This window comes from Streptomyces sp. 2A115, assembly GCF_052245575.1.
Lineage (GTDB): Bacteria > Actinomycetota > Actinomycetes > Streptomycetales > Streptomycetaceae > Streptomyces.
The window spans coordinates 47,144-72,587 of sequence record NZ_JBQQCG010000025.1 but is presented as its reverse complement, the minus strand read 5'-3'; the positions used below and the strand labels follow the sequence as shown (position 1 = coordinate 72,587).

The following is a 25,444-nucleotide window of genomic DNA, read 5'->3' as shown; positions in this document are numbered from 1 at the left end:
CAGGGCTTTAAGAAGAGATTGAGATCTTTCATTTACGCAGGGTGACTGACATTTCGGTCATCGATCAAGAGAACGGGCGCACAGGAAACTCCAAAGGTTGTCCCTGCCCGTCCAGGTCGCTTACGTTCGCCACCAATCCGGACGGACGCCCAATCCTGCCGCCGCCCGGAATCCGCACACTCACCCGAAACGGCAGGAGCGGGGGACCCACAGGTACAACGCCTGTTCCGGTCTCCGGAACGGCTTGGGGTAAAGCTGCGCGAAAGCGTGGCCGGGCATCTCCTGCTCGCACCCGACAGCTCACCTCGCAGGCGCAGGAGAGGAATTCGCCATGCCCGCGAAGGGTAAGCACCGCCGTCCCAAGTCCCAGCGTTTCACACGCTCCATAGCCGTCGCCGGAACGGGTGGTGCCGCACTCGCCCTGCCGCTGCTGGGAGCGACCGGCGCGAACGCCGCGACTTCGCAGTCCGCCGCCGAGTCGGTTGCGAATATCTCGAATGTCTCTAGCAGTGCCACTGTTTCGAACAAGGCCGCCGAATCCGCTTCTGCCGCCGCCGAAAAGAAGGCCGCGGCCGCGAAGTCGACGACCAAGACATATGCGGTTCGGTCGGGTGACTATCTCTCGAAGATCGCCGACGAGCAGGATGTCAGCGGCGGCTGGAAGAAGCTGTACGAGGACAACCGCACGGCGATCGGCGGCAACCCGTCGCTCATCCACCCGGGCCTGAAGCTGACGATCGGCGAGAAGGCCGCGGCCGAGACCGGCACCGGCTCGAGCTCCGGCTCCGCCAAGGCGGCCCCCAAGTCGTCACCGAGGAAGGCGACCGCGGCCCCTGAGGCGGCGGCTCCCAAGGCGGCGGCTCCCAAGGCGGCGGCTCCCAAGGCGGCGGACACCGCCAGTGCCACCGGCTTCACCCTGCCGATCGAGGGTGCGTCCGTCGGTACGCCCTACAAGATGTCGGGCAGCATGTGGTCCAGCGGCTACCACACCGGTGTCGACTTCGCGGCCCCGACCGGTACCTCGCTCAAGGCGGTCGGCGCGGGCACGGTCGTCTCCGCAGGCTGGGGCGGCGCCTACGGCAACCAGGTCGTCCTCCAACTCGCCGACGGCCGCTACGCCCAGTACGCCCACCTGTCCTCCCTCTCCGTGTCGGCCGGGCAGACCGTGACCGGGGGGCAGCAGGTCGGCCTCTCCGGTGCGACGGGCAACGTGACCGGGCCGCACCTGCACTTCGAGATCCGTACGACTCCGGACTACGGCTCGGACCTGGACCCGCTGGCGTACCTGCGCGGCAAGGGTGTTTCCATCTGACACCCCAGCTCACCACGAGGGCCGGACCACCCGGCTCGTCTCCGAAGGCCGGACCCCTTGATCCCCGGGGTCCGGCCTTCGGCTTGTCTGGGAGCAACTGCGGCATGCGGCATGCGGCATGCCTGGGATTCGCCCGAGGTCGGTCGGACCGTGATCGCCGCATTGCCGTCGCGTGGCATGGCTGGGCGATGTGTCGAGAGGGGCGTGACAGGGGTGTGACGGTGAGGGCACAGTGATCTCGGCAAGCGCTTTCTCGCCGTCGACGAGGCCGGGCGGGTGCCCGCTTCGCCATCATCGCGACCCGCCGTTCATGCCGTACATGCCGTACTTGCCGTACAGAAGGAGCATCATGACGACCCGTAGAGCATTAGGAACCCTGGCTGCCGGCGCCGCCCTCGCGGCGCTCGTTCCCGCGGGGACCGCGAGCGCGGGGACGCGCCACCGCAGGGGACGGCTTATCGCCCACGACGACTTCCGGCACGGACTCGGCCAATGGGCCACCGAGTTGCAGGACGGCGGCACGGTCACCGCCTCGCTGGGTGTCCTGGAGATCGACGTGCCGAGCGGCGCGACCGTCTGGTTCAAGCGGAAGCTCAAGGGGCCGTACGTCATCGAGTACACCGCCACGCCGGTCTCGGCGGGCGGGGCGAACGACCGGGTGTCGGACCTCAACAACTTCTGGAACGCCGTCGACGTGCGTTCCCCGGACGACCTCTTCGCGACGGCGCGCGGCGGCGCGCTCGCCGAGTACGACTACCTCAAGACGTACTACTCCGGTTACGGCGCGAACTACAACACGACCACTCGCCTGCGCCGTTACGTCGGCGAGCCGGGCGTCCGACCGATGATCTACGACTACACGGAGCCGCTGCTCACGGCGAACGAGCCGAACCGGGTCCGGATCGTCTCGCACGGCTCGACGGTCCAGTGGTGGAACAACGGGCGGCTCGTCTTCGACTACGCGGACCCGGAGCCGTACACGAGCGGGCACTTCGCGTTCCGGACGGTCTGGAGCCATTTCAGGATCACGGACTTCCGAGTGTGGCGGCGGTTCAACGACTCCTGACCGGAGTCTTATTCCGGTGTTGACCAATACTTGACGAGTGGCTTATCTCACCGCGCGTCAACCCTTTCCTACGGTCGCGTAGCTCACACCCGAAGGGAATCATGGGTCGATGTGGCAGACGATTCGAAGAATGACAACAGATCAGTGATCGGGTCGTACGTAGCGGTGGGGGACAGCTTCACCGAGGGCGTCGGCGACCCCGGCCCTGACGGGGCACTTGTCGGTTGGGCCGACCGGTTCGCGGTGCTGCTCGCGGACCGGCGGCCAGAAGGCGACTTCGGCTACACCAACCTCGCCGTCCGCGGGAAACTGCTCGACCAGATCGTCGAGGACCAGCTGCGGCGGGCGAAGGAGCTCGCGCCGGACATGGTCTCCTTCTGTGCGGGCGGCAACGACATCCTCCGGCCCGGCACCGACCCCGACGAGGTCGCCGAGCGGTTCGAGCGCGCGGTCGCCGAGCTCACGTCGGCCATCGGTACGGTGCTCGTGACCACCGGCTTCGACACCCGTGGCATCCCCGTGCTCAAGCACTTGCGCGGCAAGATCGCCACATACAACGGGCATGTGCGCGCCATCGCCGACCGGTACGGCTGTCCCGTACTCGACCTGTGGTCCCTCAAGGCCATCCAGGACCGGCGGGCCTGGGACGGCGACCGGCTCCACCTGTCGCCCGAGGGTCATACCCGGGTCGCCCTGCGCGCCGGCCAGGTCCTCGGCCTGGAGGTGCCCGCGGACCCGGACCAGCCGTGGCCGCCCCTGCCGCCGCGCGGCACCCTCGAGGTGCGGCGGGACGACATCCACTGGGCGCGCGAGTACCTGGTGCCGTGGATCGGGCGGCGGCTGCGCGGAGAGTCGTCCGGGGACCGTGTGGTGGCGAAGGGGAGCCTGTCGCCGGACGACATCAAGATGCGGATCGACCGGGTGGCTTGAGGGCTTGAGGGCTGAAGGCGAAGGCCTGACGGCTTGAAAGTCGGTGGCTTGCAGGCCTGGAGGAGGGCCGGGCGGGGCTCGACCGGTGGCGTTGAGCCGTGCCCGGCCACTCGTCACAGACAAGGTGGCGGTACGTCGCCTCAAGCGCCCGGTGCCGTCAACGCCTCGCGCTCCAGCCCCAGTTCGCGGGCGAGCGCGTCGTCCACCCACTCCTGTGTGCGAGCCCGTGACACCGCGCCCGGGTACGCCGTCATCTGGACGGCGAGCCCGTCCAGCAGGGCGGTGAGGCGGAGCGCCGTGCTGGTGGGGTCCGGGCAGTGGAACTCGCCCGCGGCGACGCCCTCCGCGATGACCTCGGTGATGGCGGCCTTCCACTCGCGGTCGAGGTCACGGGTGACATCGCGCAGCGCGGGCTCGCGCAGCGCCGCCGCCCAGCCCTCGATCCACAGCCGCCAGCCCTTTGCCTGCCCGGTCGGCGCGTACCAGCGGACGGCCGCCCGCAGCCGCCGCAGCGCCGTCGTGCGGCGGCCGAGCAGCTTGCGCAGACGGGAGAGATCGTCCTCGGCGGCGTACGTGAACGCGGCGGCGACCAGTTTCTCCTTCGTCGAGAAGTGATAGAGCACCAGCGCGTTGCTCACGCCGAGCGAGGCCGCCACATCGGCGATCCGCACCGCGGATACGCCGCGCTCCTCGATCTGTTCGATGGCGGCCCGCAGCAACTCCTCACGCCGCTCCGCCACGCTCAACCGCACTCTCGCCACCGGGCAACCCTATTCCGTCCCCCGGGGCCACACCGGCGGAGGGGCGCTTCCCCTCCGCGCCGCGGGCCGTCACCGGTACCATCCGAACCGCTCCGCGATGACCGGCAGCCGCTCCGCGACGATCGCGTGCGCGGCCGCCCTTGGTGTCGTCCCGTCCGCCTCCGCGCGCGCGAGCATCTGGTCGATCAGGGCACGCATCGAACGCCGGGTGTACGCGAACGCCTCGTCCGCGTCGGGGCCGATGTCGCCGAACAGCGTCCACCACCACCAGGCGTTGGTCCCGGAGTTGACGACGACGTCCGGTAGGACGGTGACCCCGCGCGCGGCGAGCAGTTCCTCCGCCTCGGGCAGTACGGGCATGTTGGCGGCCTCGACGATCCAACGAGCCGTGATGAGCTCCTGGTCGGCGGCGTCGATCGCGTACGAGACCGCCGCCGGCACCAGCACCTCCGCCTCGGCGGACAGCCAGGCGGCGCCGGGCAGTTCGCGGTCGGCCGGGCGCAGCGCCGAGCGGTCCACCGTTCCGTACGCGTCGCGGGCGGCCAGCAGCGCGTCGACGTCCAGCCCTTCGGGGTTGGCGATCGTGCCCTTCACGTCGGCCACGGCCACGACGGTGAGTCCCGCGCGCGCGAGGAACCGGGCGGTGGCCCCGCCCATGGTGCCCAGGCCCTGTACGGCGACCCGCGTCCCCGCGTACGCCGTCCCGGCCCGGTCCAGGGCCGCCAATGCCGACTCGGCGACCCCGCAGCCGCCCACCAGCTCGTCGAGCCCGATGCCGTCCACCTCGACGGCGAACGCGTCCGCCAGCCGCCGCCGGGCCGTCGTCTCGTCGTCGAGCAGCGGATACACGGCCTGGATGGACGAGACGAGCCCCGCCTCCGCCGCCGCCCGGTCGACGAGGTCCTGGGTGAGGCCGAGGTCCTCGCCGGTGGTCCAGATGCTCTCGACGTACGGGCGCACGGCACGCAGATAGCGCACGAGGAGGCCGTACGCCGCCGGGTCCCGGGGATCGCAGTCGATGCCGCCCTTGGCGCCGCCCAGCGGGATGTAGCGGCTCTCGGGGTTGTAGTGCAGCGCCTCCTTCATGGTCATGCCGCGCGCGAGCCCGGCGACCTCGTCCAGCGTGCAGCCCGCCCGCATCCGCAGGCCGCCACTGGAAACGCCGCGTACCAGCCGGTCGACGACCAGGTGCCCCTGACGGCCGGTGACATGGTCGGTCCAGGTGAGAGTCATCAAGGGGCTGGTGTCCGTGGCGGTCATGGAAACTCCTCAGGGGCAGTCCGCGCCCGTCATTACTGAATGATCAGTCAGTATTGGAAGCGTGGAACCACTCTGTCAACGTGCCGAATCGATCTTCGCTGTAGGCCTGTTGCCGTACGCGGTGGATCTTGCGGTGTCCGGTGCGGACACCGCGCGGTCATACGCTGGACCCGGCGCTGTCAGAGGCGGCGCCCATAATGGACTGTCCGACCGACTCCACATGGAGGTGCTGTGACCGGTTTCCGTTACCCGAGCTCCGGGCTCCGAGCTCTGCGGCCCGCCGCTTTCGGCGCGGATCCGACTGGTGAGCGCATGGAGCGCATCCGCAGATCTCCGAACTTCGCCAATGGAGTCTTCCGGAATCCTGAGGGTGCTCCCCGGCCCGACGGCGCCATGCGCGAGTTCGCGACTGCCTTCTTCCGGAAGGAAGAGCGCGTGCGCCGCGCCCCGTCCGGCACGGTGCCGGTGCACGCCACGACACTCGCCGACCTCGCCAAGCCTCCGGCCCACGGGCTGCGGCTGACGTGGATGGGGCACTCCAGTGTGCTCGCCGAGATCGACGGGCACCGGGTGCTCTTCGACCCCGTCTGGGGCGAGCGCTGCTCCCCGTTCGCCTTTGCCGGGCCCAAGCGGCTGCATCCCGTGCCCCTGCCGCTGGAGGCGCTCGGCCCGGTCGACGTGGTCGTCATCTCGCACGACCACTACGACCACCTGGACCTGCCCACGATCAAGGCCCTGGCCGGTACGGACACGGTGTTCGCGGTGCCCCTGGGCGTCGGCGCCCACCTGGAGCACTGGGGCGTCTCGGCGGACCGGTTGCGCGAGCTGGACTGGAACGAGACGACGAAGGTCGGCGGAATCTCCCTGACCGCCACACCCGCCCGCCACTTCTGCGGCCGCGGACTGCGCAACACGCAGCACACCCTCTGGGCCTCGTGGGCCGTGGCGGGTGACGAGCACCGGATCTATCACAGCGGCGACACCGGTTATTTCGAGGGCTTCAAGGACATCGGCGCCGAGCACGGCCCCTTCGACGCCACGATGATCCAGATCGGTGCGTACAGCGAATTCTGGCCCGACATCCACATGACGCCCGAGGAGGGCATGCGTGCCCACCTGGACCTGCAGGGTGGCCAGTCCAGCGGTGTGATGCTGCCGATCCACTGGGCGACGTTCAACCTGGCGACGCACCCCTGGGCCGAGCCGGGCGAGGGCACCATCACCGCCGCCCGCTCGGCCGGCGCGCGGATCGCGCTGCCCCGGCCGGGCGAGCCCTTCGAGCCCACGGCCGAGACCGTCCCGACCGATCCCTGGTGGCGCGGGGTCGCCGTCGAGCCGGCCGGAGGCTGGCCGGTGCTCGCCGCCGTGGAGACGGTCCGTGACGCACCGGGTGACGCCACGGAGGACACCGGAGACCCGGAAACAGTCCCGGCGGGGTGATTCGAAGGCGCACCAGAGCGTTCGGCGAGGGCCGAGGAGCAGCTTGCTCCTCGGCCCTCGCCGATTTTTGCTGACCGCTTCTGACCAGGTCTGATCGGTTCGATGCGCTTCAGGAGCGCACGCACCGGGGGCTTATCGGTCTGTCGTACGAGCGCTCATACCAGAGCGGGACGCTGACCGCTGGACTTCGTCAACTGCCCACCGCGCATGATGCGCCAGCGACTACTGTGAGTGGCCGTCGGGCGACGCAGGGCCGGATTGTCGGCTCTCGTCACCGGCGCAGCGATGGCGCATGCCCGAGTCGCAGACCCGCGGGAGCCCCACGGCCCCGATACACCAGCACGAGGACATTGATGTCTCATCTTCGCGCACCGGCCGCACGCGCAGACCGCCGCGAGGGCGGGCGGCACGGGCGACCGGTCGCCCGCACCGCCCCCTCGCTGCCCGAGACCCACATACGGCCCCAGCTCCTCCGTCTCGCGATCCTGCCGCCCATCGCGGTGGCCCTCAGCGCCAGTGCCGCCGTGCTCTTCATCGTCCGCACGACTGCCGCCCGGCCCGGCCCCACCCTCTGGATCGTGCTCGGCGGAGCCTTCGCGGTGGCCTTCGCGGGCATCGTGATCGCCGCCGTGGCCGCCAACCGCGCCGCTTCGTCCGTACGCGATCGCATCGGCACGCTGCGCCGCAGCAGCGTCCGTGGCCAGGCCGATCTGCGCACCCTCGTCGAGACGCTGCGCCGCGGCGACGGACCGCCCGCGAGCCGTCCACGCAGCCAACCCGCCCCGGACGCCGACGACTTCGACCTGCTCGCCGACGACATGGCGCGCGCCCAGGACGGCGCCGTCACCGCGGTCGTCCAGGCCTCCCAGCTGTCCAGCCACGCGGGCAGCGAGCAGAAGGTCGAGGTGTTCGTCAATCTGGCCCGGCGGTTGCAGTCCCTCGTGCACCGCGAGATCTCGATCCTCGACGAGCTGGAGAACGAGATCGAGGACCCGGACCTGCTCAAGGGCCTCTTCCACGTCGACCACCTCGCCACCCGTATCCGCCGCCACGCCGAGAACCTCGCCGTGCTCGGCGGCGCCGTCTCACGACGTCAGTGGAGCAACCCGGTCTCCATGACCGAGGTGCTGCGCTCCGCCACCGCCGAGGTCGAGCAGTACTCGCGGGTCAAGCTCGTACCGCCGATCGACGGCACGGTGCGCGGTCACGCCGTGGCCGACGTGATCCATCTGCTGGCCGAACTCGTCGAGAACGCCACGGTGTTCTCGGCCCCGCACACCCAGGTCCTGCTGCGGGCCAACGTCGTCACCTCGGGGCTCGCCGTCGAGGTCGAGGACCGCGGGCTCGGCATGCCCCTGGCCGAACAGCACAAGATGAACGCGCTGCTCGCCGACCCGGACCAGGTGAATGTCGCGAGCCTTTTGCAGGACGGCCGTATCGGGCTGTTCGTGGTCTCACAGCTCGCACGTCGGCACGGCATCGCGGTCCGGCTGCAGACCAATATCTACGGCGGTGTGCAGGCTGTCCTCGTCGTGCCGCAGGCACTGCTCGGTGCCGAACAGGAGCAGCAGGGGCAGCAGCCGGGGGCGGGGACGGGGCGGCCGCGGAGTGGGCCTGAGGGGGGTGCTTCGACGCACGGGGCGCCGGGGCAGGGGACGTCGGGGTCGGGGCAGGGGGGATCGATCCAAGGCACTCCGGCCCGCGGGACGGGGATGCGTGGGGCTTCGGCCCATGGTGCTCCGTCACAAGGGACTGCGGCTTCCCATGGCATGGCGGCACAGGGCACGTCCCTGTACGGCACTCCGGGCCATGACACGTCGGCGCATGGCTCTGCAACACATGGCTCTCCGGTCCACGGGACGTCCGCTCACGGAACGCCAGTCCCTGTGCAGGGTGTCGTGCCGGGCGTCTCCGTCGACGTACCGCATCCGCCGCGGCAGGAGACCGCGGCGTATCCGTCCCGCGACCTGAGGGCCGCAGTGTCGGCACAGCCGCGGCGGGACGGTACGCCCGTCGGGCTGTCGGTCGTGAACGGCACGGATGGCCCGGCCCCCCTGCCCGTGCGCGGTGCCCGGACGCGGCCCAACCCGGCGGAGGCCGTGCCCGGCCTCCGCCCCGACGATCGGCGACTGCTCACGGAGAACATGTCCACGCCGCCGGCCCCGCGCAACGGGACGGTGCGCGGCACCATGGGCAAGCCCCAACTACCCAGGCGGCGAGCTCAGGAGCACATCGTGCCCGAGCTGCGCGGCGGACCCGCACCCCGGCAGGACTCCGAGGTCCACATCGGTCACGACCCCGGTCTGATGGCGGCGTTCCAGCGCGGCATCGGGCTGGCCGAGGCCCAGTACAGGGACGCGGCGCACCGGGATGCGGGGCACAACGACGTGGGGCACAACAACGTGGGGCACATGGGCTCGGCGCCCATGGATGCGGCCCACATGGACGGAACGCCCATAGGCGAGGCGCACACAGCGCACGACCCACCCGGGGTGCACGCCGCGCGCGACGCAGCGCCCGCGCCCGGTCACGATCTCACTGCCCGGCACGACGGGAGCACACCAGCCGGATGAACCACGCCACCCCTACGCCCACTTCCGCTCCCGCAGACCTTCGTACTTCAAGGAGTCGATCCCCCATGGCGAGCGATGTGCCGACCGCCCACGCATCCGATCTCGACTGGCTGATGAGCGGCCTGGTGCAGCGCGTACCGCACACCAGAAGCGCGGTCCTGCTCTCCTGCGACGGCCTCGTGAAGTCGATGCACGGCCTCGACCCCGACAGCGCCGACCACATGGCGGCCCTGGCCTCCGGCCTCTACTCCCTGGGCCGCAGCGCGGGCGTCCGCTTCGGGGACGGCGGAGACGTGCGTCAGGTCGTCGTCGAACTGGACTCCACCCTGCTGTTCGTGTCCACCGCCGGCTCCGGCACCTGCCTGGCCGTGCTCGCCGGACGCGAGGCCGACGCGGCGGTGCTCGGCTACGAGATGGCGATGCTGGTCAAGAGCGTCCGCCCGTACCTGATGACCGCGCCGAGGCAGCACGCCGTCGAACCGTCGGCGATGAGGCCTTGAGCGTGGCCGCGGCCGGCGACGGGCCCTGGCTCGACGACGCGGCCGGGCGGCTGGTGCGTCCCTACCAGGTAAGCAACGGCCGGACCCGGCCGAGCACGGCGCTTGACCTCCTGTCGCAGGTGATGGCCACCGGAGCCACCCCCCTCGGCTATCTCGGCCCTGAACACACCCAGGCACTCGAACTGTGCCGGGATCCCGTCTCGGTCGCCGAGGTCGCCGCGCACCTGAAGCTGCCGGCGGCGGTGACCAAGGTGCTGCTGTCCGATCTGGTCGACTGCGGGGCGCTGTCCACGAAGCCCCCGACGTTCCACCACAACCCCACTGACCGGTCTCTTCTGGAGGCAGTGCTCGATGGACTACGACGACAGCTCTGACCCCTTTCCCACCGCATTGAAGATCCTGGTGGCGGGAGGTTTCGGGGTAGGCAAGACCACCTTCGTCGGCGCGGTGAGCGAGATCGCGCCGCTCAGCACGGAGGAGCTCCTGACGACGGTCAGCGCCGCGACCGACAACCTCGACGGCATCGAGAACAAGGTCGAGACGACCGTCGCGATGGACTTCGGGCGCATCACCCTGGACCCGGAACACGTGCTGTACCTGTTCGGCACCCCCGGGCAGGAGCGCTTCTGGTTCATGTGGGACGAGCTGTCCGAAGGCGCGCTCGGCGCGGTCATCCTCGCCGACACCCGCCGCTTGGAGGACTGCTTCGCCGCCGTCGACTTCTTCGAACAGCGTGGCCTGGGATTCATCCTCGCCATCAACGAGTTCGACGGCGGCTACCGCTACGACCCGGAGGAGGTGCGGGCGGCGATCGACCTCGACCCGGAGGTGCCCGTCGTGCGCTGCGACGCCCGGATCTCCAGCTCAGGGGTGCAGACCCTGCTGACCCTCGTCCGCCACCTGCTCGCCCACGCGCCCTCGCACGCCCCCAGCCATGGAGCCCACACATGAGGTACGACCCGCCGCGCCCGGCCGGTCGGCTGCTGCTCACCCCCGAGGACAACGAGGCTCCCGCCAGAACGCGGCGGCTGCGTGGTCTCGGGCTGGGGGAGCACCCGGAGCCGGCCCTCGACGTCTTCGCGGACCGGCTCGCGGAAATCGCCGTGGTGCCCTACGCGATGGTCAACTTCATCGACGAGGAACGGCAGTTCTTCGCAGGCCTGCACACTCCGTACGGCAGCCTCCCGGCCGACCTGCTGACCACGGCGCGTACGGACCACGCGGACGGTACGGAACCCAGGATCGGCCGCTATATGACCCGCGACTACGGCTTCTGCCCTCATGTGGTGGTCCGGCGCAAGGCGTTGGTCCTGGAGGACGTCCGCGACTATCCCCGCTTCGCCGGCAACCCGGTCGTCGACGAGTTCGGCATCCGCTCCTATCTCGGCGCTCCGCTCATCGACCGTACGGGCATCGTGCTCGGCACGGTGAGCGTCATCGACGTCCAGCCCCGGCCGTGGGGGAGGGCGGGCCTGGACACCATCAAGTCGATGGCGGCGGAGCTGGTCGAGCAGATCGTCGAGCAGCTCGAGGTCCGGGAGGGCGGGTTCTGATCTGAGGGGGCGTTGGTGAGTGTGTTGGCGCCACACATGGGTCGTACGAGATGTGTGTCCTCTTGGCCATAGGCCATAGGCCATAGGCCGTGGGTCGTAGGTCATGTGAGCGTGGGCGCAGGTAACTAGTAGACGCAGCTCATACGGAGACGCTGTCCCCTTCGGGGAAGGTGATCCGGACCTCGCGCCCCTCGACCTCGCAGGACACCGATTCCCGTAGCGCTTGGGGGTGTACGGCGTCCCGCGTCAGAGTGAGCAGCGTGACATACACACCGCTGCCTCCCGGGCGGCCGGCCGCGCACCGGAGGTACGGCGTCGCCGAGTGGGGGCCGAAGGCGTTGGCCTCGACCTCGCGCGCGATGCCTGTGTCCTCGTCCCAGCCGTGCAGCGCCACGACCACGCTGGTCAGCCCGTTCTCGGTGCGGGCCAGCGCCCAACCGTGGCCCCGCTCGGCGGTGGGTCTCGTCTCGGCCGCGACCGCGTAACCGCCCTCCCGGACCGTCACGCCGGGCGGCGCGAGCACTCGGTGCACCCGGATCTCCCACGGGCCGCGCAGCACACTCGTCGTCTCGATCGGGAACTCCTCTTCGCTGCCAGGCAGTTGGGCGACGTAGCGGGAGGTCGCCGTGCGTCCGGAGCAGCTCAGGGGAACGATCCTGCGCCGACGTGACGCCGTGCCGTCCGGGGCCACCAGCGCGACATGCCCGTCTATGGTCCGCTCCCAGGCGTGCTCCCCCGCCTCGGGTGCGGTCGCCGTCGAGTAGCCGAACTTCGCATAGTGCGGATCGTCCTCGGCGGACCCGGCCGGCGAGTTGTGGTCGCTGCCGTGGTTGACCAGACGGACGATGCCGTCGTGCTTCGTGCCGTGCAGCAGCCAGCCAGGAGCCGGGAGCGCGGTGTACTGGTCAGACTCCTCGACGGGGAGCGGCAGTTCGTGGGCGGTCCACACCGGGTGCTCCGGAGGCAGCAGCAGCCCCAGGAAGCCCATGCTCGACCAGTACGGTGACGCGGGCCCGGAGTACGGCTGGGTCATCGGCAGGAACGTGCCGTACCAGCCGAGCGGCAGCAGCCCCCGTTCGTCGGGCACCCCGCGCTCCACGAAGTGCCGCACCGTGCCGGAGGCCAGCCGCCGGGTGAGGCCCGGCGCCAGCGGCGTACAGCCTGCGAGGGCACCCAGCCACACCGGGGCGGTGGTGGCGAAACGGTACGTCAGGGAGCGGCCGTGGTGCACGGGCGCGCCGTCCGCGCCGAAGAACCGCGGGTAGACGGTGAGGAATTGGGCGAGCCGATCCCGGTAGACCCGGCCGCGGCCGCCGCCCTCGCCGCCGGTCATCCGGCACCACAGCAGCGGGTACAGGTGCATGGCCCAGCCGTTGTAGTAGTCGAAGCTCCGGCCCTCCCCGTCGCTGTACCAGCCGTCGCCGACGTACCAGTCCTCGAGGCGGTCGAGCCCGCCGTCGATGTCGTCCTGCCGGTATGGTGCGCCGACCGAAGCCAGGAACTGCTCGGCCACCACCTGGTACAGGCGCCCGTGGTTGTCCCAGGTGCGGCGTCCCACGAAACCCCACAGCCAGTCCACGATCCGCTCGCGTGCCTCGATGCCCAGTCGGTCCCAGATCCAGGGGCGGGTCTCGTGCAGCCCGACGGCGATCGAGGCGGCCTCCGCCATCTGCTGGGAGCAGTCGGTGAGCTCGGGCCAGGCCTCGCCGCTGTCGCGGTCCGTGCCCGTTGTCAGTCCCCGCGCGTAGCGTTCTACGAGACGGGGATCGACCTCGCCGCCCGCCCCGGCGATCCGGAAGGAGGCCAGCAGAAATGACCGCGCGAACCCTTCGAGGCCGTCCGACACCACCCCCGACCAGGAGGTCCGACCGGGCAGCCGATATTGCGCCAGGCCCGGCGTCGCATACGGGGTCAGCGCTTCCAACTGCCGGTCGGCGAGCGCCTCCCAGTGCGCCCGCGTCCAGCCGGTGCGCGGCGACAGGACGTGGTCGGTGGGCGGCAGAGCCAGGTGGGGTGCGGGCATGACGGGGTTCCGACTCCTCGATTGCCGGGTGAGCTTCCAGGCTTCCTCTGAGGAGGGATACGGCTCGTTGCGGCAGATAGATCAATTGAGCCGGATTCATACGCCACGAGACCTGTTTCGTACGGCGCGAGGCTTGTTCGTACGCCGCGAGACCTGTTTCGTACGCCGCGAGGCTTGCTCGTACATGGTGAGGCTTGTTCGCACATCGCGAGGGCTTGCTCGCACGCCGTCTCCTCGACTTCTCGTCACCGAATGGGAAGGCACCCCATGACCGATCTGCGCCTCGGCGCCCTCGGCTACGGCCTGCGCGGCTCGCTCGCTCGCACCGCCCACCGGCCCGGCCCGGGCTCCCGTGTGACCGTCGTCGCCGAACACGACCCTGCGCTGCGGGATCGGGCCGCCGACGGAATCCCGGGCGCCCGTACTGTCGCCGACCACCACAAGGTCATCGACGATCCGGACATCGACGCCGTGCTCGTCCTCCCGCCGGACCACACGCACGCCGACATCGCCTGCGAGGCCCTGCGCGCAGGCAAGCCCGTCTTCGTCGAGAAACCCCTGGACATCACCATCGAGCGGTGCGACCTCGTCCTGCGCACCGCCGACGAGACGGGCACCCGACTCTACGTGGGCCACAACATGCGCCACGGCCGCCGAGGCGGGCCTGACCCTGCTCAACCTGGACACCGAGACGGGGAGCCCGGCCGAGTCCCCTCACCGGTCGGCGGGTTGGCGCCGGGCGGGCGTCATTCCCGATTACGCGAGGACGCCTTCGGGAGTGCTGCACCCGACGACGATCTTCTACAAGTACGTGGAGGAGCACGGGGAGTACGGCGGGTGTTGGGGGGCGGCCGAGGCTTCGGTACCCGCTCCCAGCAGGTGATTGTCAGTGGGATTGGCTACGGTGCATTCCATGCCGGAAGCCGAAGACGTACGCCGAATCGCCCTCTCTCTGCCGGACACGACGGAGAAGATCGCCTGGGGCATGCCCACCTTCCGGGTCGCGGGGAAGATGTTCGCCACGCTTCCCGAGGACGAGACCTCCATCGCCGTGCGCTGTCCGAAGGTGGAGCGCGACGAACTGGTCCTGGCGGAGCCCGGGAAGTTCTGGATCGCCGACCACGAGGCGGGCTTCGCATGGGTCCGTGTGCGGCTCGCGTTGCTGGAGGACACGGACGAGCTGCGCGACATCCTCGCGGACTCCTGGCGACAGGCTGCTCCAACCCGACTGCTGGAGTCCTACCCGGAGTTGGGGCTTCCGGCTGGGGGCTGAACCAGTGGGCCGACCAGGCTGGCCATCCAGTGATCGTCGAGCGAGCACTGTGCCGTTGGGCTCGTGGAGGGACCCGCGAGCATGGTGGACCCGCGACTTCAGGGCACGAGCACGGCACCACGAACTGCCGTGCTCACACCCTCAAATCCTCACTCCGCGCACCCACACCCGCCTCCAGGAACCCACCGATCCGCTCCCGCAACGCCCCCGCGTCCAGCCCGTACGCGGCAACGTGTTCCTCGATCTCGCCGTAGCGGCGCAGCTCACGGCGGCCGACGCCGAGGCCGAGCACGCGGTGGGGAAGGTCCGCGAGGGCGTCGTTCGCGGCGGAGGTCGATGTGCCGGCGAGGTACGGCTCGACGAGTACGACGTCGGTGCCGGCCGTCTCCGTGGCGTGGCGCAGCGCAGCCGAGTCGAAGGGGCGCACGGTTGTCGCATACAGCACGGTGACGTCGAGCCCCTCGGTGGCGGCGAGTGCGGCGTCGAGCATCGGCCCGACCGCGATGACGACACCGGCTCGCCCTTCGCGGACGGTGAGGAACCGTGCGCCGTCGACGGCGAGGGCCTCCGTGTTCGACTGCACGGACAGCCGTACGTACACTTTGTCGTCACCTGCCGTGACGGCGTGCCACAGTAGCGTCTCCGCCTCGTCCGGGTGGCCGGGAACGTGCACGGTCCAGCCGTCGAGCGTGTCGAGCAGGGCGACATCGCCGGGCGCCATGTGGGTGTAACCGCCCGAGGGCCAGTCGAAGGACGCCGCGGCGCTGACCAGCACCGCGCCGACGTCCTGATGGCCGAGATCGAGCTTGACCTGCTCGAAGGGCCGCTCGACCAGGAAGCTCGCGAAGGTGTGTACGACGGGTCGCAGCCCGGTCAGCGCCAGGCCCGCGCCCGTCCCGATCAGCAACTGTTCGCGGATGCCGACGTTGATCACACGGTCCGGGTGCCGGTGCCGAGTCTCCTCGAAATCGGTCCGTCCGATCTCGGCGAGGACGACTGCGACGCGTGGGTCCTCGTCGATCAGCTGCGAGACGACGGGGGCAAAACGGTCACGCATGGTGTCCATGTCGAAGAATCCTTTGGAGGGGGAGGGAGGAGGGGGAGAGACAGGGGGAAGGTGCGCGTTGGGGGGAGTGTGGGGTGACCGGCTCAGACCGACTTCGGTGCCACCTGGGCGACGACCACGCGCGGTCGTCCCGGGTGAGGTGCGCTGAACGCGGCGTACAGGGCCTCGTGGTCCCGCCCGTCGACGGTCTCGGCGGACCAGCCGGCGGCCTCGAACCGCGCGGCGATCCCGCCCGGCAGCGCGTAAGTGGCGGAGGAGTTGTCGATCACGACGGTGTGCAGCCGGTCGAGCCCGGCCGGACCGGCGTACGCGATCGCCTCATGGTTGCTGCCCTCGTCCAGCTCGGCGTCTCCGACCAGCACCCACACGGCAGGGTCGTGCAGCGCCTGGGCTCGCAGACCCAGTGCTGTCCCCACCGCGATCGGCAGGCCGTGCCCGAGCGACCCACTGCCGATCTCGGCACCCGGCACGAGCACGCGGTCCGGATGATGGCCGAGCGGCGAGTCGTACGTGCCGAAACCGGGCAGCCAGCTCACCGGTAAGAAGCCCTTGGCGGCGAGCACCGCGTAGTACGCCATCGGCCCGTGCCCCTTGGACAACAGGAACCGGTCCCTCGCCGGATCCGCCGCCCGCTCCGGCGTAACCCGCAGCACTCGGTCGTAGAGCACCCACAGCGCGTCCAGCGTGGACGTCGCCGCCGGTCCGTGCTTCTCATCCCCGGTCATCAGCGCCATCAGGCCGGGCAGATCCGTGTACCCGTACTCACGTTTTACCTCTGTCGTCGCCATGCCGACGATCGTGCAACCTCAATCAAACTTGAGGTCAAGCGACGGTCGTCGGACCACGTCGCCGGACAAAACGAGTGCGCGACCACCGACCCGAGTGCGGTATTGTTTCCGTGCGCGTTCAGCCAGGGGAAACCCCAGGTCACAACGGGCATCGGGACGTGGCGCAGCTTGGTAGCGCACTTGACTGGGGGTCAAGGGGTCGCAGGTTCAAATCCTGTCGTCCCGACAGTGTGAAGGGTCTTCGCAGGTGAACACTTGCGGAGGCCCTTTTCGTATGGGTCGTTTCGGATCTTCGGGGTTGAGCACGCCGCTCATAGGCGCCTTTACTCGGAGGTTTGCGAGGATGCCGCTGCTGGACCTGGACAAGATCACCACGGGGCTGTCGACGATCCGGTCGGGATTCGTACGGGACTGGGACCGCTTGCTGCGGTCGGGGAACCATCCGGAGGCCACCCGGTACAACTACCTGCTGACGACCGCGCAGTTGGGCCGCTACCTGGAGGAGTACTCGCCGGATCCGGACGCCGATGACGCGGTCGAGGGTCCGACCGACGTCACCCGCGCGCACGTCGAGGCGTTCCAGGCGTGGATGATCGAGACGCGGTCGGCGTCGACCGCGCTGAACAAGCACAAGGCGCCGCAGCGGTTTCTCAAGTGGCTGATGCTGGACGAGGGCGAGATCGACCGGTCGCCGATGGAACGGGTCCGGCAGCCGAAGCCGCCGCAGAAGCTGGTCCCGGTCATCCCTGTTGGGTTCCAAAGGTGGTTGCGACACCTGATCCTGTGGGGTGTCGCAACCACCTTTAGAACCCAAGTCCCCTCGGTGGGGCCGCTGAACACCGCCCTGGCCACGGCCTGCGGATCGGGCGGCTCCGATGGGGAGTCGCTTGCGCGACTCCTTTCCGGGCGGGCGGCTGTCAGGCCTCGTCACGTCCCGCGGTCTGCAGGACTTTGTGGGTCACGGGGAAGATCGCGAAACCGGTCCGGTGGGCCAGGGTGCCCCACAGGCCCCGTGGAAGGTAGAGGGAGACGGCGATGGCGGCGGCGCCGATGACGACGAGGTACCAGACGCCGCTCTGGGCGAAGTACTTGTCGAGGAGGAAGTAGACGAGGGCGCCGATGACCGGGCCTTCGACGGTGCCGATGCCGCCGATGACGACCATGAAGATCATCAGGGCCGTGTACTGCACCCCGAAGATCTGTGAAGGCGAGGCCACCCCAAGGCTGTCGACGCAGATCACCGCTCCGGCAGCGGCGCAGCCGCCGGCCGCCGCGATGTAGATGATCCGCTTGCCACGCGTGACGTTCACGCCGAGTGAGCCGGCCGCTGTCTCGTCGTCTCGGATGGCCTGGAGGTCCACGCCGAGGCGGCTGCGCAGCGCCAGATACGTGCCCAGCATCGCCGCCGCCATCACGGCGAGGGCCAACCAGTAGGTGTACGCCTGCCGTAGCACCGGTTCGGCGGTGATGGTGGTGATGTTGCGGCCGCTCGCGGCACCGAGGGAGTCGAAGCGGACCACGATGAGGCGAACGACCTCGGCGATCACCCATGTCCCGACGGCGAAATAGCCGCCGCGCAGCCGGAAGGCGATGTAGGACACCGGCCACGCGATCAGGGCGACGACCGCCGAGACGACGAGCGTGCCGGCGTAGACGTTGATTCCGTGGTCGTTGACGACGAACAGCGTGTACGCGCCGAGGCCGATGAAAGCCTGCTGGCCCATGGAGACCATGCCGGCGTATCCGGCGAGCAGGTTCCACATCGAGGCCAGGGCGATGAGGTAGCAGAGCTTCACCAGTTGGGTGGTGACGCCGTTGTCGACGACGTAGGGCAGGCTCGCCATGACCAGCAGGACGAGGAACGTCCCGGTCAGGCCGAGGACGGCGGCGCGGCCGCCGCGTCGGACGGCGGGGGGTACAGACGGGGCCGCCGGGGAGTCGACGGCGGTGGTCTGGGCGGTCATGCGAGCACACTCCTGCCGAACAGGCCCTGCGGCCGGAAAACCAGAATCGCCAGGAACACCAGATGCCCGGCGAGCAACGGCAGGTCGGGCGAGATCTGGGCGCCGACGGACTGCGCGATGCCCAGCACCATGCCGCCGGCGAGGGTGCCCCACAGCGAGCCGAGGCCGCCGATGATGACGACTTCGAAGGCGAACAGGACGGTGAGCTGGCCCTCGTACGGGGTCACCCCGCCCTGCCGCATGGTGTAGAGGGTGCCGGCCAGGGCGACGGTGGCGAAGGCGATGACGCTTGTGAGGGCATAGACCTTGCGGTTGTCGACGCCCATCAGCCGGACGACGGCGCGGTCGTCGGCGGTGGCCCGGACGATGCGGCCGGGCTGGGTGCGGTAGAGGAAGAAGTGCAGCGCGGACAGGACGGCGACCGCCGCCACGACGGTGATCAGCGGGAACCAGCCGATGGCCAGGTCGTCGCCGATGCGGATGCTCGCGGTGCCGAGCGAGCCGATGGCGAGCGGCTTGGTGTCGTTGCTGAAGAGCTGGACAAGTACGTTGGGGATGATCACGGAGATGCCGAAGGTGACCATCAGGGGCGCGAACTCGCTGAGCCCCATGGCCCGGTCGAGCAGTGTCCGCTGGATGAGGTAGCCGAGGCCGCCGACGGCCGCCATCGAGACCAGCACGGTGAGCGCGACGGGGATGTGCAGGCTGACGGCGGCCACCGAGGCCACGTAGCCGCCGAGGATCATCAGGTCGCCGTGGGCGAGGTTGGCGACCCGCATCACCCCGAAGATCAGGGACAGGCCCGCTGCGGCCATGGCGAAGATGCCGCCGAGCAGCATGCCCTGTGCGACGGCGTTGAGCCACGTCATGGGGACGTCACCTCCAAGGTGCCGAAGTAGGCGGCCGTGACCTGCTCACGGGTCAGGTCTGCGGCCGGGGCGGTCAGCACGACGCGGCCCTCCAGGACGCAGGCGATGCGGTCGGCGACCGCGAAGGTGCGGGTCAGGTCCTGCTCCACGAGGAGGACGGTGGTGCCCTCGGTGCGGATGCCGGGAAGCGCCGCGTAGAGCTGCTCGACGACCAGCGGCGCGAGGCCGAGCGACACCTCGTCGAGCAGGAGCAGGCGGGGGTTGCCCATCAGGGCGCGGCCGATGGCGACGGCCTGCTGCTCGCCTCCGGAGAGGCGGGCGGCCTTGCGGGTGCGGCGGTCGGCGACGAGCGGCATCATCTCGTACACCTTCTTCAGGTCCCACGGGCCTTTGCGGCCGGTGGCGGCGCCGACCCGGAGGTTCTCCTCGACGGTGAGGGACGGGAAGAGCCGCCGCCCCTCGGGGACGAGGCCGATGCCCTTGCGGGAACGGTGGATGTCGGGGAGGGCGGTGACGTCCTCCCCGTCGAAGCGGACGGTTCCGCTGACGGGCTTGAGGGCCCCGGCGACGGTCCGCAGCAGGGTGGACTTGCCGGCGCCGTTGGCGCCGACAAGGGCGAGGAGTTCGCCTTCGGCGACGTCGAGGGTGATGCCGAAAAGGGCCTGGAAGTCCCCGTATCCGGCATCGATCGCATCGAGGTGCAGCAGTGGGCTGCTCATGCTGGCGTACCTCCCAGGTAGACCTCGGCGACCTCGGGGCTGGCGAGGACCTCGTGCGGGTCGCCGTCGACGCGGATGCGGCCGTACGCGAGGCAGACCAGCCGGTCCACGACCTGGACCAGGGCTTTGACGACGTGCTCGATCCACAGGATGGTCACGCCGGCCTCCTTCAGCGACAGGACGGTGCCGACCAGTTCGTCGGCCTCGCTCTCGGTGAGGCCGCCTGCGATCTCGTCGAGCAGGAGCAGCTCGGGGGCGGTGGCCAGGGCGCGGGCCAGCTCCAGGCGCTTGCGGCCGAGCAGCGGCAGGCCGCCGGCCGGCTTGTTGGCGACCGGGAGCATGCCGGTGGTCTCCAGCGCGGTGAGGGCCTGTTCGCGGGCGTGGGCCCCGCGCAGCCCGGCACCGCGTTGGGCGCCGACCAGGACGTTCTCGAAGACCGTCAGATCCCCGAACGGGCGGGGGATCTGGAAGGACCGGCCGACCCCGAGCCGGCACCGCTGGGCGGCGGAAGCGCGGGTGACGTCGCGACCCCCGAGCCGTACGGTGCCCCGGGTGACGGGCTCGACGCCCGAGATGGCGCTCAGCAGCGTCGACTTGCCGGCCCCGTTCGGGCCGACGATGCCGACGGCCTGGCCGCGCGGGACCGCCAGCTCAACGTCCTCCAGGACGTTGAGGGCCCCGAAGCTGACGGCCAGGTGCTCGACCTCCAGCAGCGGCTGGAGCGTCGGCGCCGTCACAGCTCCCGGGCCTTCATGTCGATCTTGGCCTCGGGGATCATCGTGTTGCCGATGATCTTCAGGTCGTACGCGCTGCCACTGCCCTTGATCCACTGGGTGCTGACCACCGGGATGGCGGCGACGTTCTTGACCGGGTTGGCCGCGCCGCCCGCGGTCCAGTCGACGCGGCCGATGACCGTGTCCAGGCTGGTCTTTCCGATCCGGGTGGCGACAGCCTTCTTGTCCTTGGGGTTCGCGTGCCGCAGGACGTCGCCCGCGATCTCGAACAGGGCGTGGTTGAAGCCGAGCGCCTGGTTCCACCTGCGGCCCTTGGCCTGCGCGGACTTCCCGTAGTCGTCGGCGAGCTGCTGCGACGTCTGCCCGGTCAGGCTGGAGCTGAACGGGAACTGCGGCAGCCACCAGCTCTCGGTGCACAGTCCGTCGCCCAGGCCGTTCGGCAGCGAGGCGACCGACGACTCGAAGAGGATGGCCTTGGCGATGGTGACCACCTTCGGCTTGAAGCCCTGCTGGGCGGCCTGCGTCCAGAAGGTCGCGAAGTCCGGCGGCGTCGGCACACCCGCCAGGATCTGCACGCCCTCCTTCTTGAACGTCGCGATGATCGACGAGAAGTCCTTCGTCCCGTTCTCGTAGGCGCCCGGGTCGACGAAGGTGAAGCCCTTGACCCCGGCATGCGCGCGGAAGCCGGTCTTCTTGTCGCGGAACGCGCCGCCGTCGGCGTCGTTCGGCCACAGGACACCGACCTTCTTGTTGGTGTCGAACATCCGCCATATGTCGCTCTCGCCGGCGACGACGTGCTCGATGCCGTCGAAGAAGTGGTACGTGTACGTGAACGTCTTCTGCGGGGTGCCGCCACGTCCGAAGAAGTACGCCTGCCAGGGCTCGATGGTCGAGATGCAGGGCACGCCCTCGCTCTCGCACTTGTTGGCGACCGGGTGCACGGTCTCCGGCGTCGACGTGACCAGCATCAGGTCCACGCCCTGCTGGGAGATCAGCTCGTTCGCGATCGTCGCCGCCTGCTGCGGGTCGGAGCCGGTGTCGCGGTCGAGGATCTGCACCTTGTAGGTCTTGCCGTCGTACTTGATGCCCTTGGCGAAGGCCGCTCTGGCCTGCTTGACGATGTACTCGTCGGACTCGGCGAAGGCCGCGTACGCACCGGTGCGCGGGCTCACGTAACCGATCTTGATGACGTCGCCGGACGACGATCCGGAGCCCTTCAGGCCGCCCCCGCCACAGGCGGCGATCAGCGGCGCGGCGCCCGCGGTGGCGGCGCCGAGCCCGAGGGCCCGCAGGACGGTTCGTCTGTTCGGCTGGTTCTTCGGCTGCTGCGCGGAGTGGTCCATGCGGTGACTCCTGGCTCCTGGTGACGGAGCGGTGAACGTAGGGCTGCGCGGAGCCGGTGCACAGTGCATGGATTCGATATGAGAAACGGCGGCGACGCCGTTGTGAAATGGTGATGAAACAGGACCTGTTTCGTCCGCGGTCTCTCCTTGCGGAACGGCTTGTTCACCAGCTGGGACCCCGCCTCTACGGTCCCGGGATGAACAGTGTCCGGCACGCAGAGGAGCTGCTCGCCCGCGCCGAGCGAACGGCCGGGCTGGGCGCGTTCGTCACGTTGGCCGCCGACCGGGCGCTCGCCGTGGCCCGTGAGGCGGCCCGCAGCTCGCCGCGTGGCCCGCTGCACGGGCTTCCGCCGGCCGTCAAGGGCAACATCCACGTGGCCGGGCTGCCGAACACGGCGGGTTCCAGAGTGCTCGCGGACCTCGTAATCGCGAAGAACGCGTACGACCCGGCCGGTCATTACGAGCGCCCCGACGCGACCTACCTGGTCCGCCATCGCGAGCCACGCCGAGCGGTCGTGCCAGGGGTGACCGAGGCAACCTTCTCCGGGCTGGAGGGTTCGGAAGGCGCGTAAGGTGACGGTATGGGCGAGGCGCGAGGAAGCGGCAGCGAACCGGGCGAGCCGGACGCCCCCAAACCCTCCGTTCAGACCCTGGACCGGGGGCTGCGCCTGCTTGAGCTGATCGCGCTGTCGCACGAGCCGCTGTCGCTGGCCGAGCTGAGTCAGCGGATGGGGCTGCACCGGTCGATCGTCTACCGCCTGCTGCGCACCCTCCAGGACCACCGCCTGATCGCGCACACCCCGCAGGGATACGTGCTCGGCACGCGCGCCCAGTCACTGGGCCGCCGCACCCTCCCCGTACTCCAGCGGATCGCCAAACCCGAGATCGCCAAGCTCGCCGCCCGCGTCGGGCTGACCGCCTTCTTCGTCGTCCGCGACGGTGACGAGGCGGTCACTCTCGTCTCCGTCGAGGTGGAGAGCGCCCGCTCCCGCACCGTCTACACCCCAGGTGACCGGCACCCCCTCACCCTCGGCTCTCCCGGCATCGCCATGCTCGCCGCCGAACCCCCGCGTGACGACGAACGCCCCGAGATCACCCGGGCCCGCGCCGCCGGCTACGCCACCAGCCGCAGCGAGGTCGTCCTTGGCCTCGGCTCCCTCGCCGCCCCTGTCGTCTCACCCTCCGGCAACGCCGTCGCATCCGTCTCCATCGTGTTCACCGTCGAACGCCCCGGTCCCGCCGAGATCGAGGCCGTCCTCGACACCGCTCGGGTGATCACCGGGCGTCTCCACACGGCTCTGTCCACGGGGGCGGTCCTGCCGGGCGTCGGCTGACCCTTTCCCCTGCCGCCGCCCTCTTCCTCTGCCGCCGCCCTCGCGAGCGCTTCGCCCGCTTCGGGACGGCTGCGCCGGACCCTCCCCCAGCCTTCGGCCGGGAGGTGCCCCTCCGCCTTGCCGGGGCACACGCCCGTGCCGGGTTCAGGGGCAGCCCCGCGAACGCACCACGCCGCGGTTCGAGGCGGAGCCCATTGTTGAAGGGAAGGCAAGGCGTTCGCGGGGATCTCGCATAGCGAACTCGCCTGTGGTCCGGCCGCGGGGGCCGCGCCTAGCGTCGCGTTCCGAAAGTCCGAAAGGGGGACCGCGTGGCAACAGCCGGAACGGCCCAGACGATCAAGGACGCGACCTTTGAGGTCCTGCGCCAGTACGGACTTACGACCCTGTTCAGCAATCCGGGTTCGACAGAGATCGGGTTCCTCGCCGACCTGCCGGCCGATATCGAGTTCGTCCTCGGACTGCACGAGGGTTCGGTGGTCGGTATGGCCACCGGGTACGCGCTGAAGAGCGGTCGGCCGGCGCTGGTGCTGCTGCATACGACCGCCGGGTACGGCAACGCGGTGAGCGCGCTGGCGACCGCGCGGGCGAACCGGGCGCCGCTGGTGGTGGTCGTCGGCCAGCAGGACCGGCGGCACCTCGCCCATGAGCCGTTCCTGGCCGGGCGGTTGGATGGGCTGGCCGGGGAGTACCCGGTGTGGCAGCACACCCCGGCGCGGGCGCAGGACGTGCCGGGTGCGATCGCCCGGGCGTGGCACGAGGCGCGGAACGGGCGGGGCCCGGCGGTGGTGGTCGTACCGATGGACGACTGGCATGCCGAGGCGGACCCGGCCGCGGTCCTGGCCGCACCGGCGGCACTGCACGGGACCCGCAGCGCCGACGGCCCGGCGGTCGACGCACTCGCCCAGATGCTGCGCGGGGCCACCGCACCGTGCCTGGTGGCGGGCGCCGGGAACGACTCGCCGGAGGGGTGGGGGAGCCTGACGGCGCTGGCGGAACGGCTGGACTGCCCGGTGTGGCAGGAGTCGTTCGGGGCCCGGGCAGGCTTTCCGCAGGATCACCGGCTCTTCGCCGGGCACCTGCCCTCGGCCCGGTCGGGGCTGCGGGCGGCGCTGGCCGGGCACGACGCCGTACTGGCCGTGGGGGCACCGGTGTTCCGGCAGTATCCGTACGAGCAGGGCACCTTCGTAGCACCCGGTACCCGGCTCGCCGTGATCACCGACGACCCGGAGGAGGCCCACCGCAGCCCGGTGGAGCTGGCGGTGCTGGCCGACCCGGCTGACACCGTGCGGCGTCTGTCGGTCGCGCTTCCCGCTGCCACGGGCACGCCCCGGCCGCCCATGAGGAGCCTGGCACCGCCTGCCCCGCCCGCCGACGGCGAGCCGCTGCGCGCGGCGCACGTGCTGGCGGCCCTGGCCGACCGGCTCGCCCCGGACGCGGTGGTCGTGGAGGAGACCCCGTCCAGCCGGCCGGATCTGCACGCGCTGCTGCCCGCCCGTGCCCCGTTCGGCTTTCTCAGCGCCGCCATGGGGGGCCTCGGTTTCGCGATGCCGGCCGCGATCGGCGTACGGATGGCGGATCCCGGGCGGCCGGTGGTGGCCGTCATCGGCGACGGGTCGTCGCTGTACTCGGTCCAGGCGCTGTGGAGCGCCGCGTACTACGGCACCGGCGTGCTGTTCGTCATCCTGGCCAACGGCCGATACGCGATCATGGACCGCCTCTCGGAACGAGCGGGCTCGGCCGCCCCGGCCTGGCCGGCGTTCGGCGAGTTGAGCGTGTCGGGACTGGCGCGCGGGCTGGGCTGCCCGGCCGAGCGGGTCGACAGCCACGCCGCCCTGCTGTCCGTACTCGACAAGGTGCTGCCGGACCTCGCCGGGCGGCAGCAGCCGTTGGTGCTCGAAGTGGCCGTCGAGGCCGATCCCGAATTCCGTTCGTAGGA

Annotated in this window: 24 protein-coding genes, 1 tRNA gene, 2 pseudogenes and 1 riboswitch; of the genes and pseudogenes, 16 read left to right on the top strand and 11 right to left on the bottom strand. The window is 70.3% G+C overall.

Going from position 1 to position 25,444, the window contains the following annotated elements:
* Positions 1-163 precede the first annotated feature (163 nt).
* Positions 164-327: riboswitch (cyclic di-AMP (ydaO/yuaA leader) on the top strand.
* Positions 328-331: 4 nt separating this feature from the next.
* From ACTWQR_RS22810 to ACTWQR_RS22800, 3 genes are all read left to right on the top strand, one after another.
* Positions 332-1,312: a M23 family metallopeptidase gene (locus ACTWQR_RS22810; RefSeq protein ID WP_443228979.1), complete on the top strand. Its 981-nt coding sequence runs from the start codon at positions 332-334 to the stop codon at positions 1,310-1,312.
* Between the two features lie 346 nt (positions 1,313-1,658).
* Positions 1,659-2,378 carry a DUF6250 domain-containing protein gene (locus ACTWQR_RS22805; protein ID WP_443229027.1) on the top strand — a complete coding sequence of 240 codons (720 nt, stop codon included), beginning with the start codon at positions 1,659-1,661 and terminating at the stop codon, positions 2,376-2,378.
* A 144-nt stretch (positions 2,379-2,522) separates the two neighbouring features.
* On the top strand, positions 2,523-3,308 hold the full coding sequence (locus ACTWQR_RS22800; protein WP_443228978.1) for an SGNH/GDSL hydrolase family protein: 786 nt from the start codon (positions 2,523-2,525) through the stop codon (positions 3,306-3,308).
* 140 nt (positions 3,309-3,448) lie between these two features.
* On the opposite strand, the gene ACTWQR_RS22795 is transcribed toward ACTWQR_RS22800, so the two are convergent.
* Together ACTWQR_RS22795 and ACTWQR_RS22790 are read right to left on the bottom strand one after the other, a co-directional pair.
* Complete coding sequence (locus tag ACTWQR_RS22795) at positions 3,449-4,069, bottom strand: TetR/AcrR family transcriptional regulator (protein WP_443228977.1); 621 nt, start codon at positions 4,067-4,069, stop codon at positions 3,449-3,451.
* 69 nt (positions 4,070-4,138) lie between these two features.
* Positions 4,139-5,329, bottom strand: a complete 1,191-nt coding sequence (locus tag ACTWQR_RS22790; RefSeq protein ID WP_443228976.1) for a Glu/Leu/Phe/Val dehydrogenase dimerization domain-containing protein — start codon at positions 5,327-5,329, stop codon at positions 4,139-4,141.
* Positions 5,330-5,560: 231 nt separating this feature from the next.
* On the opposite strand from ACTWQR_RS22790, the gene ACTWQR_RS22785 reads away from it, so the two are divergent.
* The 6 genes from ACTWQR_RS22785 to ACTWQR_RS22760 all read left to right on the top strand — a co-directional run bounded on the left by ACTWQR_RS22785 (position 5,561) and on the right by ACTWQR_RS22760 (position 11,395).
* On the top strand, positions 5,561-6,769 hold the full coding sequence (locus ACTWQR_RS22785; RefSeq protein ID WP_443228975.1) for an MBL fold metallo-hydrolase: 1,209 nt from the start codon (positions 5,561-5,563) through the stop codon (positions 6,767-6,769).
* A 353-nt stretch (positions 6,770-7,122) separates the two neighbouring features.
* On the top strand, positions 7,123-9,342 hold the full coding sequence (locus tag ACTWQR_RS22780) for a sensor histidine kinase (protein WP_443228974.1): 2,220 nt from the start codon (positions 7,123-7,125) through the stop codon (positions 9,340-9,342).
* Between the two features lie 65 nt (positions 9,343-9,407).
* Positions 9,408-9,842 carry a roadblock/LC7 domain-containing protein gene (locus ACTWQR_RS22775; protein ID WP_443228973.1) on the top strand — a complete coding sequence of 145 codons (435 nt, stop codon included), beginning with the start codon at positions 9,408-9,410 and terminating at the stop codon, positions 9,840-9,842.
* Between the two features lie 2 nt (positions 9,843-9,844).
* Positions 9,845-10,216: a DUF742 domain-containing protein gene (locus ACTWQR_RS22770; RefSeq protein ID WP_443228972.1), complete on the top strand. Its 372-nt coding sequence runs from the start codon at positions 9,845-9,847 to the stop codon at positions 10,214-10,216.
* The gene (locus ACTWQR_RS22765) at positions 10,194-10,793 is read left to right on the top strand and encodes a GTP-binding protein (protein WP_443228971.1); all 600 of its coding nucleotides are present in this window, start codon (positions 10,194-10,196) and stop codon (positions 10,791-10,793) included. Before ACTWQR_RS22770 ends, ACTWQR_RS22765 begins: the two co-directional genes overlap by 23 nt.
* Entirely contained in the window at positions 10,790-11,395 is a 606-nt protein-coding gene (locus tag ACTWQR_RS22760; RefSeq protein ID WP_443228970.1) for a GAF domain-containing protein, read from the top strand. Before ACTWQR_RS22765 ends, ACTWQR_RS22760 begins: the two co-directional genes overlap by 4 nt.
* A 139-nt stretch (positions 11,396-11,534) precedes the next feature.
* On the opposite strand, the gene ACTWQR_RS22755 is transcribed toward ACTWQR_RS22760, so the two are convergent.
* Positions 11,535-13,418 carry a DUF2264 domain-containing protein gene (locus tag ACTWQR_RS22755; RefSeq protein ID WP_443228969.1) on the bottom strand — a complete coding sequence of 628 codons (1,884 nt, stop codon included), beginning with the start codon at positions 13,416-13,418 and terminating at the stop codon, positions 11,535-11,537.
* 267 nt (positions 13,419-13,685) lie between these two features.
* Here ACTWQR_RS22755 and ACTWQR_RS22750 point away from each other — a divergent pair.
* Positions 13,686-14,066 (top strand): annotated as a pseudogene (locus ACTWQR_RS22750) (Gfo/Idh/MocA family protein); the annotation flags it as partial.
* A gap of 265 nt (positions 14,067-14,331) precedes the next feature.
* Positions 14,332-14,691: an MmcQ/YjbR family DNA-binding protein gene (locus ACTWQR_RS22745; RefSeq protein ID WP_443228968.1), complete on the top strand. Its 360-nt coding sequence runs from the start codon at positions 14,332-14,334 to the stop codon at positions 14,689-14,691.
* A 133-nt stretch (positions 14,692-14,824) separates the two neighbouring features.
* Here ACTWQR_RS22745 and ACTWQR_RS22740 read toward each other — a convergent pair whose 3' ends face one another.
* Both ACTWQR_RS22740 and ACTWQR_RS22735 read right to left on the bottom strand, forming a co-directional pair.
* The gene (locus ACTWQR_RS22740; protein ID WP_443228967.1) at positions 14,825-15,757 is read right to left on the bottom strand and encodes a transketolase family protein; all 933 of its coding nucleotides are present in this window, start codon (positions 15,755-15,757) and stop codon (positions 14,825-14,827) included.
* An 83-nt stretch (positions 15,758-15,840) separates the two neighbouring features.
* Positions 15,841-16,545 (bottom strand): transketolase, encoded by a 705-nt coding sequence (locus ACTWQR_RS22735; protein ID WP_443228966.1) that lies wholly within the window; start codon positions 16,543-16,545, stop codon positions 15,841-15,843.
* Between the two features lie 152 nt (positions 16,546-16,697).
* Between ACTWQR_RS22735 and ACTWQR_RS22730 the strand changes: the two genes are divergently transcribed.
* Both ACTWQR_RS22730 and ACTWQR_RS22725 read left to right on the top strand, forming a co-directional pair.
* A tRNA-Pro gene (locus ACTWQR_RS22730) sits at positions 16,698-16,771 on the top strand.
* Positions 16,772-16,819: 48 nt separating this feature from the next.
* A pseudogene (locus ACTWQR_RS22725) lies at positions 16,820-17,149 on the top strand (hypothetical protein); the annotation flags it as partial.
* Here ACTWQR_RS22725 and ACTWQR_RS22720 read toward each other — a convergent pair.
* From ACTWQR_RS22720 to ACTWQR_RS22695, 6 genes are all read right to left on the bottom strand, one after another.
* Positions 17,038-17,289 (bottom strand): hypothetical protein, encoded by a 252-nt coding sequence (locus ACTWQR_RS22720; RefSeq protein ID WP_443229032.1) that lies wholly within the window; start codon positions 17,287-17,289, stop codon positions 17,038-17,040. The pseudogene ACTWQR_RS22725 and the gene ACTWQR_RS22720 overlap by 112 nt on opposite strands.
* Before the next feature lie 173 nt (positions 17,290-17,462).
* A complete protein-coding gene (locus ACTWQR_RS22715; protein WP_443228965.1) occupies positions 17,463-18,509 on the bottom strand; it encodes a branched-chain amino acid ABC transporter permease in 1,047 nt (348 codons plus the stop codon).
* Positions 18,506-19,378, bottom strand: a complete 873-nt coding sequence (locus tag ACTWQR_RS22710) for a branched-chain amino acid ABC transporter permease (RefSeq protein ID WP_443228964.1) — start codon at positions 19,376-19,378, stop codon at positions 18,506-18,508. Before ACTWQR_RS22710 ends, ACTWQR_RS22715 begins: the two co-directional genes overlap by 4 nt.
* Positions 19,375-20,097 carry an ABC transporter ATP-binding protein gene (locus ACTWQR_RS22705; RefSeq protein WP_443228963.1) on the bottom strand — a complete coding sequence of 241 codons (723 nt, stop codon included), beginning with the start codon at positions 20,095-20,097 and terminating at the stop codon, positions 19,375-19,377. Before ACTWQR_RS22705 ends, ACTWQR_RS22710 begins: the two co-directional genes overlap by 4 nt.
* Positions 20,094-20,834, bottom strand: a complete 741-nt coding sequence (locus tag ACTWQR_RS22700; RefSeq protein WP_443228962.1) for an ABC transporter ATP-binding protein — start codon at positions 20,832-20,834, stop codon at positions 20,094-20,096. The genes ACTWQR_RS22705 and ACTWQR_RS22700 overlap by 4 nt, the downstream gene beginning before the upstream one ends.
* The gene (locus tag ACTWQR_RS22695) at positions 20,831-22,174 is read right to left on the bottom strand and encodes an ABC transporter substrate-binding protein (protein ID WP_443228961.1); all 1,344 of its coding nucleotides are present in this window, start codon (positions 22,172-22,174) and stop codon (positions 20,831-20,833) included. Before ACTWQR_RS22695 ends, ACTWQR_RS22700 begins: the two co-directional genes overlap by 4 nt.
* Positions 22,175-22,371: 197 nt before the next feature.
* Here ACTWQR_RS22695 and ACTWQR_RS22690 point away from each other — a divergent pair, with 197 nt between their 5' ends.
* The 3 genes from ACTWQR_RS22690 to ACTWQR_RS22680 all read left to right on the top strand — a co-directional run bounded on the left by ACTWQR_RS22690 (position 22,372) and on the right by ACTWQR_RS22680 (position 25,442).
* Entirely contained in the window at positions 22,372-22,746 is a 375-nt protein-coding gene (locus ACTWQR_RS22690) for an amidase family protein (RefSeq protein WP_443228960.1), read from the top strand.
* A 9-nt stretch (positions 22,747-22,755) separates the two neighbouring features.
* Positions 22,756-23,508 carry an IclR family transcriptional regulator gene (locus tag ACTWQR_RS22685; protein WP_443228959.1) on the top strand — a complete coding sequence of 251 codons (753 nt, stop codon included), beginning with the start codon at positions 22,756-22,758 and terminating at the stop codon, positions 23,506-23,508.
* 308 nt (positions 23,509-23,816) lie between these two features.
* On the top strand, positions 23,817-25,442 hold the full coding sequence (locus ACTWQR_RS22680) for a thiamine pyrophosphate-dependent enzyme (protein WP_443228958.1): 1,626 nt from the start codon (positions 23,817-23,819) through the stop codon (positions 25,440-25,442).
* Positions 25,443-25,444: the final 2 nt, after the last annotated feature.

Excerpts from the sequence above, each read along its gene's own strand:
- ACTWQR_RS22755 (WP_443228969.1), bottom strand. The coding sequence starts at position 13,418 with ATGCCCGCACCCCACCTGGCTCTGCCGCCCACCGACCACGTCCTGTCG.
- ACTWQR_RS22790 (WP_443228976.1), bottom strand. The coding sequence starts at position 5,329 with ATGACCGCCACGGACACCAGCCCCTTGATGACTCTCACCTGGACCGAC.
- ACTWQR_RS22765 (WP_443228971.1), top strand. The coding sequence starts at position 10,194 with ATGGACTACGACGACAGCTCTGACCCCTTTCCCACCGCATTGAAGATC.
- ACTWQR_RS22760 (WP_443228970.1), top strand. The coding sequence starts at position 10,790 with ATGAGGTACGACCCGCCGCGCCCGGCCGGTCGGCTGCTGCTCACCCCC.
- ACTWQR_RS22810 (WP_443228979.1), top strand. The coding sequence starts at position 332 with ATGCCCGCGAAGGGTAAGCACCGCCGTCCCAAGTCCCAGCGTTTCACA.
- ACTWQR_RS22695 (WP_443228961.1), bottom strand. The coding sequence starts at position 22,174 with ATGGACCACTCCGCGCAGCAGCCGAAGAACCAGCCGAACAGACGAACC.
- ACTWQR_RS22690 (WP_443228960.1), top strand. The coding sequence starts at position 22,372 with ATGAACAGTGTCCGGCACGCAGAGGAGCTGCTCGCCCGCGCCGAGCGA.
- ACTWQR_RS22745 (WP_443228968.1), top strand. The coding sequence starts at position 14,332 with ATGCCGGAAGCCGAAGACGTACGCCGAATCGCCCTCTCTCTGCCGGAC.
- ACTWQR_RS22710 (WP_443228964.1), bottom strand. The coding sequence starts at position 19,378 with ATGACGTGGCTCAACGCCGTCGCACAGGGCATGCTGCTCGGCGGCATC.
- ACTWQR_RS22685 (WP_443228959.1), top strand. The coding sequence starts at position 22,756 with ATGGGCGAGGCGCGAGGAAGCGGCAGCGAACCGGGCGAGCCGGACGCC.
- ACTWQR_RS22705 (WP_443228963.1), bottom strand. The coding sequence starts at position 20,097 with ATGAGCAGCCCACTGCTGCACCTCGATGCGATCGATGCCGGATACGGG.
- ACTWQR_RS22735 (WP_443228966.1), bottom strand. The coding sequence starts at position 16,545 with ATGGCGACGACAGAGGTAAAACGTGAGTACGGGTACACGGATCTGCCC.
- ACTWQR_RS22780 (WP_443228974.1), top strand. The coding sequence starts at position 7,123 with ATGTCTCATCTTCGCGCACCGGCCGCACGCGCAGACCGCCGCGAGGGC.
- ACTWQR_RS22715 (WP_443228965.1), bottom strand. The coding sequence starts at position 18,509 with ATGACCGCCCAGACCACCGCCGTCGACTCCCCGGCGGCCCCGTCTGTA.
- ACTWQR_RS22720 (WP_443229032.1), bottom strand. The coding sequence starts at position 17,289 with ATGACCGGGACCAGCTTCTGCGGCGGCTTCGGCTGCCGGACCCGTTCC.
- ACTWQR_RS22740 (WP_443228967.1), bottom strand. The coding sequence starts at position 15,757 with ATGGACACCATGCGTGACCGTTTTGCCCCCGTCGTCTCGCAGCTGATC.
- ACTWQR_RS22775 (WP_443228973.1), top strand. The coding sequence starts at position 9,408 with ATGGCGAGCGATGTGCCGACCGCCCACGCATCCGATCTCGACTGGCTG.